The organism is Dapis purpurea BLCC-M126, from assembly GCF_050015975.1.
GTDB lineage: Bacteria > Cyanobacteriota > Cyanobacteriia > Cyanobacteriales > Microcoleaceae > Trichodesmium.
On record NZ_JBNHER010000121.1, the window covers coordinates 1 to 6690 of the forward strand.

Annotated in this window: 5 protein-coding genes; 3 read left to right on the forward strand and 2 right to left on the reverse strand. The window is 31.7% G+C overall.

Features of this window, described 5'->3' with window-relative positions; genetic code table 11:
• Positions 1-128: 128 nt before the first annotated feature.
• Positions 129-716 (forward strand): cyclin-dependent kinase inhibitor 3 family protein, encoded by a 588-nt coding sequence (locus ACP6PL_RS11100; protein WP_426545316.1) that lies wholly within the window; start codon positions 129-131, stop codon positions 714-716.
• Positions 717-964: 248 nt separating this feature from the next.
• Here the strand turns inward: ACP6PL_RS11100 and ACP6PL_RS11105 are convergent, their stop codons facing one another.
• On the reverse strand, positions 965-1393 hold the full coding sequence (locus tag ACP6PL_RS11105) for a hypothetical protein (RefSeq protein ID WP_426545317.1): 429 nt from the start codon (positions 1391-1393) through the stop codon (positions 965-967).
• A 1523-nt stretch (positions 1394-2916) separates the two neighbouring features.
• Between ACP6PL_RS11105 and ACP6PL_RS11110 the strand changes: the two genes are divergently transcribed.
• On the forward strand, positions 2917-5292 hold the full coding sequence (locus ACP6PL_RS11110; protein WP_426545319.1) for a protein kinase domain-containing protein: 2376 nt from the start codon (positions 2917-2919) through the stop codon (positions 5290-5292).
• Positions 5293-5390: 98 nt separating this feature from the next.
• Entirely contained in the window at positions 5391-5522 is a 132-nt protein-coding gene (locus ACP6PL_RS11115) for a hypothetical protein (protein WP_426545318.1), read from the forward strand.
• Between the two features lie 479 nt (positions 5523-6001).
• Here ACP6PL_RS11115 and ACP6PL_RS11120 read toward each other — a convergent pair whose 3' ends face one another.
• On the reverse strand, positions 6002-6334 hold the full coding sequence (locus tag ACP6PL_RS11120) for a TMEM14 family protein (protein ID WP_426545320.1): 333 nt from the start codon (positions 6332-6334) through the stop codon (positions 6002-6004).
• Between the last annotated feature and the right edge of the window lie 356 nt (positions 6335-6690).

A 6690-nucleotide genomic window follows, 5' to 3' on the forward strand; every position in this document is an offset into this window, starting at 1 on the left:
CGATCGCTACTTAGTATAACCTTGGACGGAAAAGATACCAAATGGGTTCTATATATTGACTATTCAAAATTCCTCTGCTAGAACAAAGGCATAAATTAATAGTATCTTTATTTGTAGCTAATGTAGAGATGATTAAACAACTCAAAAATTCTGACAATGACCCCATTAATGTCGATTTCTTCACACCAGAAGTAGTAAAATTAAAGGGTAAAATTGGTATGACCTTGGCTCCAGGTAAGAAAAATTTTGGGATGCACTTGGATTGGGATCGGGATTTGAATAAAGACTTATTAAGACTACATTTAGACTATGAGACAGATATACTAATAACACTTCTAGAAGAACATGAATTAGAAGATATACAAATTTCTAACCTGGGAAAAGTAGCAGAAGCACAAGGAATTAAAAGTATCAGATTTCCTATTAAAGATAGAAGTATTCCTACTTCAATAGATGACTTTATCAATCTAATTAATAATATTTTGAAAGTAATAAAGGAAGGACAAACAGTAGTAATTCATTGTAAGGCAGGATTGGGGCGTACCGGAACAGTTGCTGCTTGTTGTTTAGTAGCTTTAGGTTATTCCCCAGACAAGGCGATAACTACAGTCAGACAAACCAGACAACATACAATCGAAACTAAACAACAAGAAAATTTTGTTTTCCAATTTTCTGAAGAATTAACTTCAGAAAAACTACCAGTTTCAGCACTTTGATAAATTGGTTGATTTTATATATTTTGGGGAGGGATAATTCAGTCTGATACCAGTTAATTTTGACAATAAATAAGGTCTCAAGCCTCATACTTCAGCCAGAGTTACTGATAACTGATAACTGATAACTGATAACTGAAATACTGCCCTCCCAATTCTACATCCTGAAAAAATCAACAATAATTTTCAAATATTTATTGTTATTTGTAGATGCTAATAATCCTGAATTTAATATTACTAGATTTGCTTAATTATGGTTGTTTTAATAATTCTGCCCTGATACAACCTTTTTCCCATTTCCAGTTAGGTAGAGATTTTTGGGGAAGAAAAATTGCCCAGATTGAACCTTCAGGACTTTTATAAAAACCTGTAATTTCAGCTTCTACCTCACTACTCCACGGTGCTGATACTAAAATTTTATCTCCCGAACTAAAAACTTTTCCGTTAGCATTAATCGCTTGTTGAATAGATTCTTTTAACTTTGGTTTAGCTGGTTTTCTAGGTCTTTGTGGTTTACTCGGTTGATTTGTACCTTCTGTTCTTGATAAGGTGCTTTTTACTGGAGTAGGTTTTTCTAGTTTGGACTCAGTTTTTTCGCGCAGCGTCTCCTTAGCAGAATTAGGTTCAATTGTCTGTTTTGGTCTAACAGGTCTGTTTATTGCTATTATTTCGTGACTCATCCACTTAACTCCCTATACCTGATTTTAGCTATGTTTCTATCTATGATAGCACTACTGAAATTTGGCTTTTGTGTTTGGTGACCTAAATCATTATTTAGGCTTCCATATTAAACTTTTGACCAGAATAAATTTATGTTCTAGAGTAACAAATTTCCCAGAATTAATTATTAAGGGTTATTGTTAGAGACTGTTAATCAAAAAAATATTAAGACAGTCAGAAGACTCAATCCTAGTGAATGACAGCGGATAGCTTTCACCTAGGGTGAGCAAGGGTCCATATTCTCACTTGTTCATCTCAACGACAGCTAAAACCAACTCTAAATAAGGATTTAACTTTCATTTAATAAACTGTTTCTTAGACTTCTAACTTTCCGTGTTTGAATCAGGAAATTTTCTTGATTGAGATTATTTTTACTTGATTTTTACTTTATCAATATGAATCTAAAATCTTAATAATTAAGCTATTACCAGTCAGCTTTTTCTGTGGAATTATACCCAAATAGCAATAGGAAATCAGGGTTAGGGAAAAATGAATAGGTAAGCATTCAACTAGCTGGCAATCAACTCTCAATTTTTTGATTAATTAAGTAAGGATTTGTTTAATACCATTTATAAAAAGTAATGCTAAACTTGGAAAGTGCCAAAATAATAATCAAAACAACAAATTTTATTAAAAACTTATATCAGGCCAATAAATAGTATTGAGAAATATAAAATCCAAGTATAGCAAAGTTTTTGAGGATTGATATAATAACACTTATATTAGCTAACTAGCTTTTATTTATACTAAAAATTATCGTAAATATATCAATAATATTTTTTAATTTAAGATAATAAGTTAGTAATTATAATAAGTGCTGAAGTTCGCAGTTACAACCCTGGAGGCAAGCTAAAAGCTGACCGCTATGTGCGCATAATTCCGCAGGAAATACTTACATGAATATTTTATTAGTATTTTCCCTAACACCTACTATCTAATATCCCTAATGAATATCAAATATTTAAGCTAATGACTAATAGCTGGCTACTCAATAGTTACCTAAAACCTTTTATCTGGTGAGGGATTAATTAAAGACACTTTAACAATTTTACTTTTTGCCTATTCACAGAACAATATTAAGGCTTAAAATTATTTTCTCAAATAAAATAATTTTCAAAATATATATACTGTACCTTGGAGCAAATCATCTACTACTGATAAAATACTCACAGCCTTACCAATTTAATACTTTTGACTTTTAAATTATAACTTTTCTGGAGAACAGTACTAATTTTTTTCATCTTGATTTTTTGCTATTTTAATAATCTTAGATGTCAAAGGTGAGTAAATTGTTTTATCCCATAGGATAGGTTGCTAAAATTAATTAGAAAATTGGGAGAGACACGGGAAGAGGGAATAGTTTATCCTCAAATCTCATACCTCATACCTAACTTAAGGCTGTCAATTTATTTACGCCCAACTACTTAATTAAAACTCTGCCTTCAAGAGCAAGGTTTTATAGATAAAAAAAAGGTCTACTATGATGATTGAAAATATTTTAGATGGACGCTATAAAATTATTAAAATTATTGAATCAGGAGAATTTGGCCATACTTATCTTGCCCAAGATATTCGTCGTCCTGGAGAAGCACAATGTTTTGTTAAACATTTACAGCCAAATACTTATGACCAAAGATTTCTCGAAATCATTCGCCGTAGATTTCAACAAGAAGCAAAAATATTAGAAAAGCTATCTCAACACAATCAAATTCCTAAACTCCTTGCTTACTTTGAAGAAAATCAAGAATTTTATTTAGTTCAATCTTTTATTCCTGGTCAATCTCTAGATAATGAAATATTGCCTGGTAAAGCTCTATCCGAAATCCCAATAATTAGAATTCTCAGAGAAGTATTAGAAATTTTAGGATTTGTGCATGAAAATAATGTAATTCATCGAGATATTAAACCTGCTAATTTAATTAGAAGAAAATCAGATGATAAATTAGTTTTAATTGATTTTGGAGCTGTTAAAGAAATTAACATTGCTCAACAAAATCAGACAGCAAGGATTGGTACGATGGAATATATGCCAATTGAACAATTTGAATATAACCCACAATTAAATAGTGATATTTATGCTTTAGGAATGATGGGAATTCAGGCAATTACAGGATTACCTAGTAGTGAATTATCTAAACTAAAAAATCAGGAAAATGGTAATAAAAGAGAAATATTTTGGCGACACCTAACAAATTGTTCTACAGCTCTAGCAGATATTTTAGATAAGATGGTGCGCTATGATTATCGCGAACGTTATCAGTCAGTAGCAGAAGTTATAGCGGATTTAAAAGAAATTAACAATAATCCAAATCCAACTATAGATAAAAGGCAAATTTATCTGGAAGAGGTTGTTCGTCGGTCTAGTTATCGAGGAGATATTTCTATTGTGGGGAGGGGCATTTTAGATGAACTGCGAGAGAGTTTAGAACTATCACAAGAAGAAACAGAAATAATTGAGGATGAAATATTAAATCCTTACCGTAAATATCAGGAGAAAGGAGAAAGATACGAACAAACATTACGGGCTGCAATTCAACAAGAATATCCCTTTAGCAATGAAACTCGTGAAGAGTTAGAACGTCTACAACAAATTTTAGGACTTACTCAAGAGGATATAAAGTTAATAGAAGAAAGAGTAGTTCCTAAATCTCTACTTATAAAAGCAAAAAAAGTATTGATTAATAACTCTCAAAAATCCTCTATTAACGGGTGGTTGATTTTAGGAATTATCGCTATTATCATTGCAGTAATATTTGCTATTAATAGATATATTAAATTTCAAAATTATAATAAAATTCTGCAACAGCAAGCTTTAGAAACAAAACAAAAAGAAGCGGCACAATTAAATCTATTGAAAAATTTATATGCAGAGCGAAATTATGAAAACTGCATTAATCAAACAAATCTAATTAGTGAAAAATCTAATATTTTTGCCGAAGTTCAGGATATTTTACAAAAATGTCAACAAGGTAAAAATTGGCAGAATTATCAAGTAGAAGATTTATCTCAATATTCGGCTGCTGTAGGTACTGTTGTATTTAGTCCAGATGGAAAAATGCTAGCTACTGGTAGTAGAGAGACAACGATAAAAATTTTAGAAATACCTACAGGAAAAGTTCTTAACACATTTCCTGGGGATAATTCTCCTATTTGGTCAGTTGCTTTTAATAGTGATGCTACTCAATTAGTTGCAGGTACTTATGATTGGAGAGTAATTGTCTGGAATTTGGCAACAGGAGAACCATTTCGGGTTTTTGAACATCGAGCACCTATTTGGTCAGTTGCTATGAATCCTGATAATGAAACAATTGCTAGTTCTAGTGGAGATAAAACAGTCAAAGTTTGGGATTTAAATACTGGTTTCTTAATTTTTAATTTCCCCGATCACTCAGATGTAATTTATTCTATTGCTATTAGCTCTGATGGCAGAAAATTGGTTAGCGGTAGTGCAGACCAAACTATCAAAATCGAAGATTTAGATACAGGAGAATTAATTAATACATTAACTGGACATCAAGGAGTTATTAGGTCTGTTAAGATTAGTCCTGATGGGGAAAAAATAGTTAGTGGTAGTTATGATACTACGGTTAAAATTTGGGATTTAAAAACAGGAAAATTAATCAAAACTCTTTCTGGTCATACTGCTGAAGTTGTCTCGGTTGATATTAGTCGAGATGGTCAGTATATTGCTAGTGGTAGTAAGGATAATAGTATTAATATATGGGATTTAGAAACAGGAGAATTGGTCAATACTTTAACCGGACATACAGATGAAATTTATACAGTTAGTTTTAGTCCTGATGGTAATAGTATTGCTAGTGGTAGTAAAGACAGAACTATTAAACTTTGGCGACGATAGTAAGAAATAATTAATAATTAATAATTGATAATTTATAATTTATAATTACCTCTATTTTTACTCTAGAAACGTCATATCATGCCAGGATACAGTTATAGTTGTCTTATAATTGGTATTTTTATATAGAAAGAGATAATCCGCAAGTAGCAGCAAGATTATTTCAAGTGGCTGATTTTGTGGGAGATACTTGTAAGGCGATCGCTTCTCGCGTGCGGGGGCCAGAAATGTAGTCCAGGTTGTTGGAGGGGCTTCGTCTTCAGAGTGTTTTGATTACTGATGGTAAGGGTCCAATTAATCTTTTTAGTACGGCTAATGGGTTGATTAATCCAATAATGCCACAAATAAATTCTGATTCTTGATTTGTTGAAAATTTTTTGAAAGCAAGGGTTAGGAGGGAATTTTTTTTACTAGAAAACTATTGTCTATTTGGGCAAGTCTCTACTTTTTTCCCTCTTCCGTATTCCCTGTTTCTTTGTAAGTATTTCTTTGCCGGAATGCTCTGCAAACAACAATTAGCGGTCAGGTCTCATGTTTATTAATAAATGAAGTAAGCATTGTTGAATACTTTTGAAGTTATCAAGGAAACTTTTAATTCATATTTATAATTAGATGAAATCTATCAATGCTAACTTCTGCTTTCAAGGCTATACTCATTGGTTATAATGGAGCTGAAAGCTAAAATATTATGGCTGAATACTTACTTTTATTTTTAAATTGTGGCTGAATTATTCAGACTAATTTGATACACCATAACTGCTACAGCAGCAATACCAGTTAAAATCATTAACCCCGCAGGCATCATTTTACGGGTTTTAACTAAACGGATAATGAATGTAATTACTAGAATAGTTGTAATAACTATAGAAAATATTAAACCCCAATTTATTCCTATTAGCTGAATAATTCCACTAATAATTAGTAGCAAACCGCTGATACTACCAGATATTAAGGATATTTTGCTGCCTACTTTTGTATATCCAATAATCCCCCCAACAATGGCTAAGATTCCATAGGCGAGAGCTGCTATTATGGCTATATTTATACTCATTATTATTAAATTCCCAAAACTAAAAATAATTTATACAGCTTATTTGTGGCAATAGCTAGCCAATTTATCAAAACTTAATATTAGTTAAATATATAGCAATTCCCATAGTGGTAAGGTAGAAAATATAGGATTGAGTGAATATGGGCTCTGGAAACAGGTAATACCAAATCTCAAAAACGTTTCTAGATTTTCGTGGGTGCGGGGGAGTAGGGGAGCAGTAAAAATAGGAATAATATACCAAAACTCTGCTGATAATTATTAAAAACGTTATTGAATTGTACTAATTACAAATAACCAGGACTTACGCAAAGACACTATATATAGCGTATACTAAATAGAGCGATGTAGCT

Excerpts from the sequence above, each read along its gene's own strand:
- ACP6PL_RS11100 (WP_426545316.1), top strand. The coding sequence starts at position 129 with ATGATTAAACAACTCAAAAATTCTGACAATGACCCCATTAATGTCGAT.
- ACP6PL_RS11105 (WP_426545317.1), bottom strand. The coding sequence starts at position 1,393 with ATGAGTCACGAAATAATAGCAATAAACAGACCTGTTAGACCAAAACAG.
- ACP6PL_RS11110 (WP_426545319.1), top strand. The coding sequence starts at position 2,917 with ATGATTGAAAATATTTTAGATGGACGCTATAAAATTATTAAAATTATT.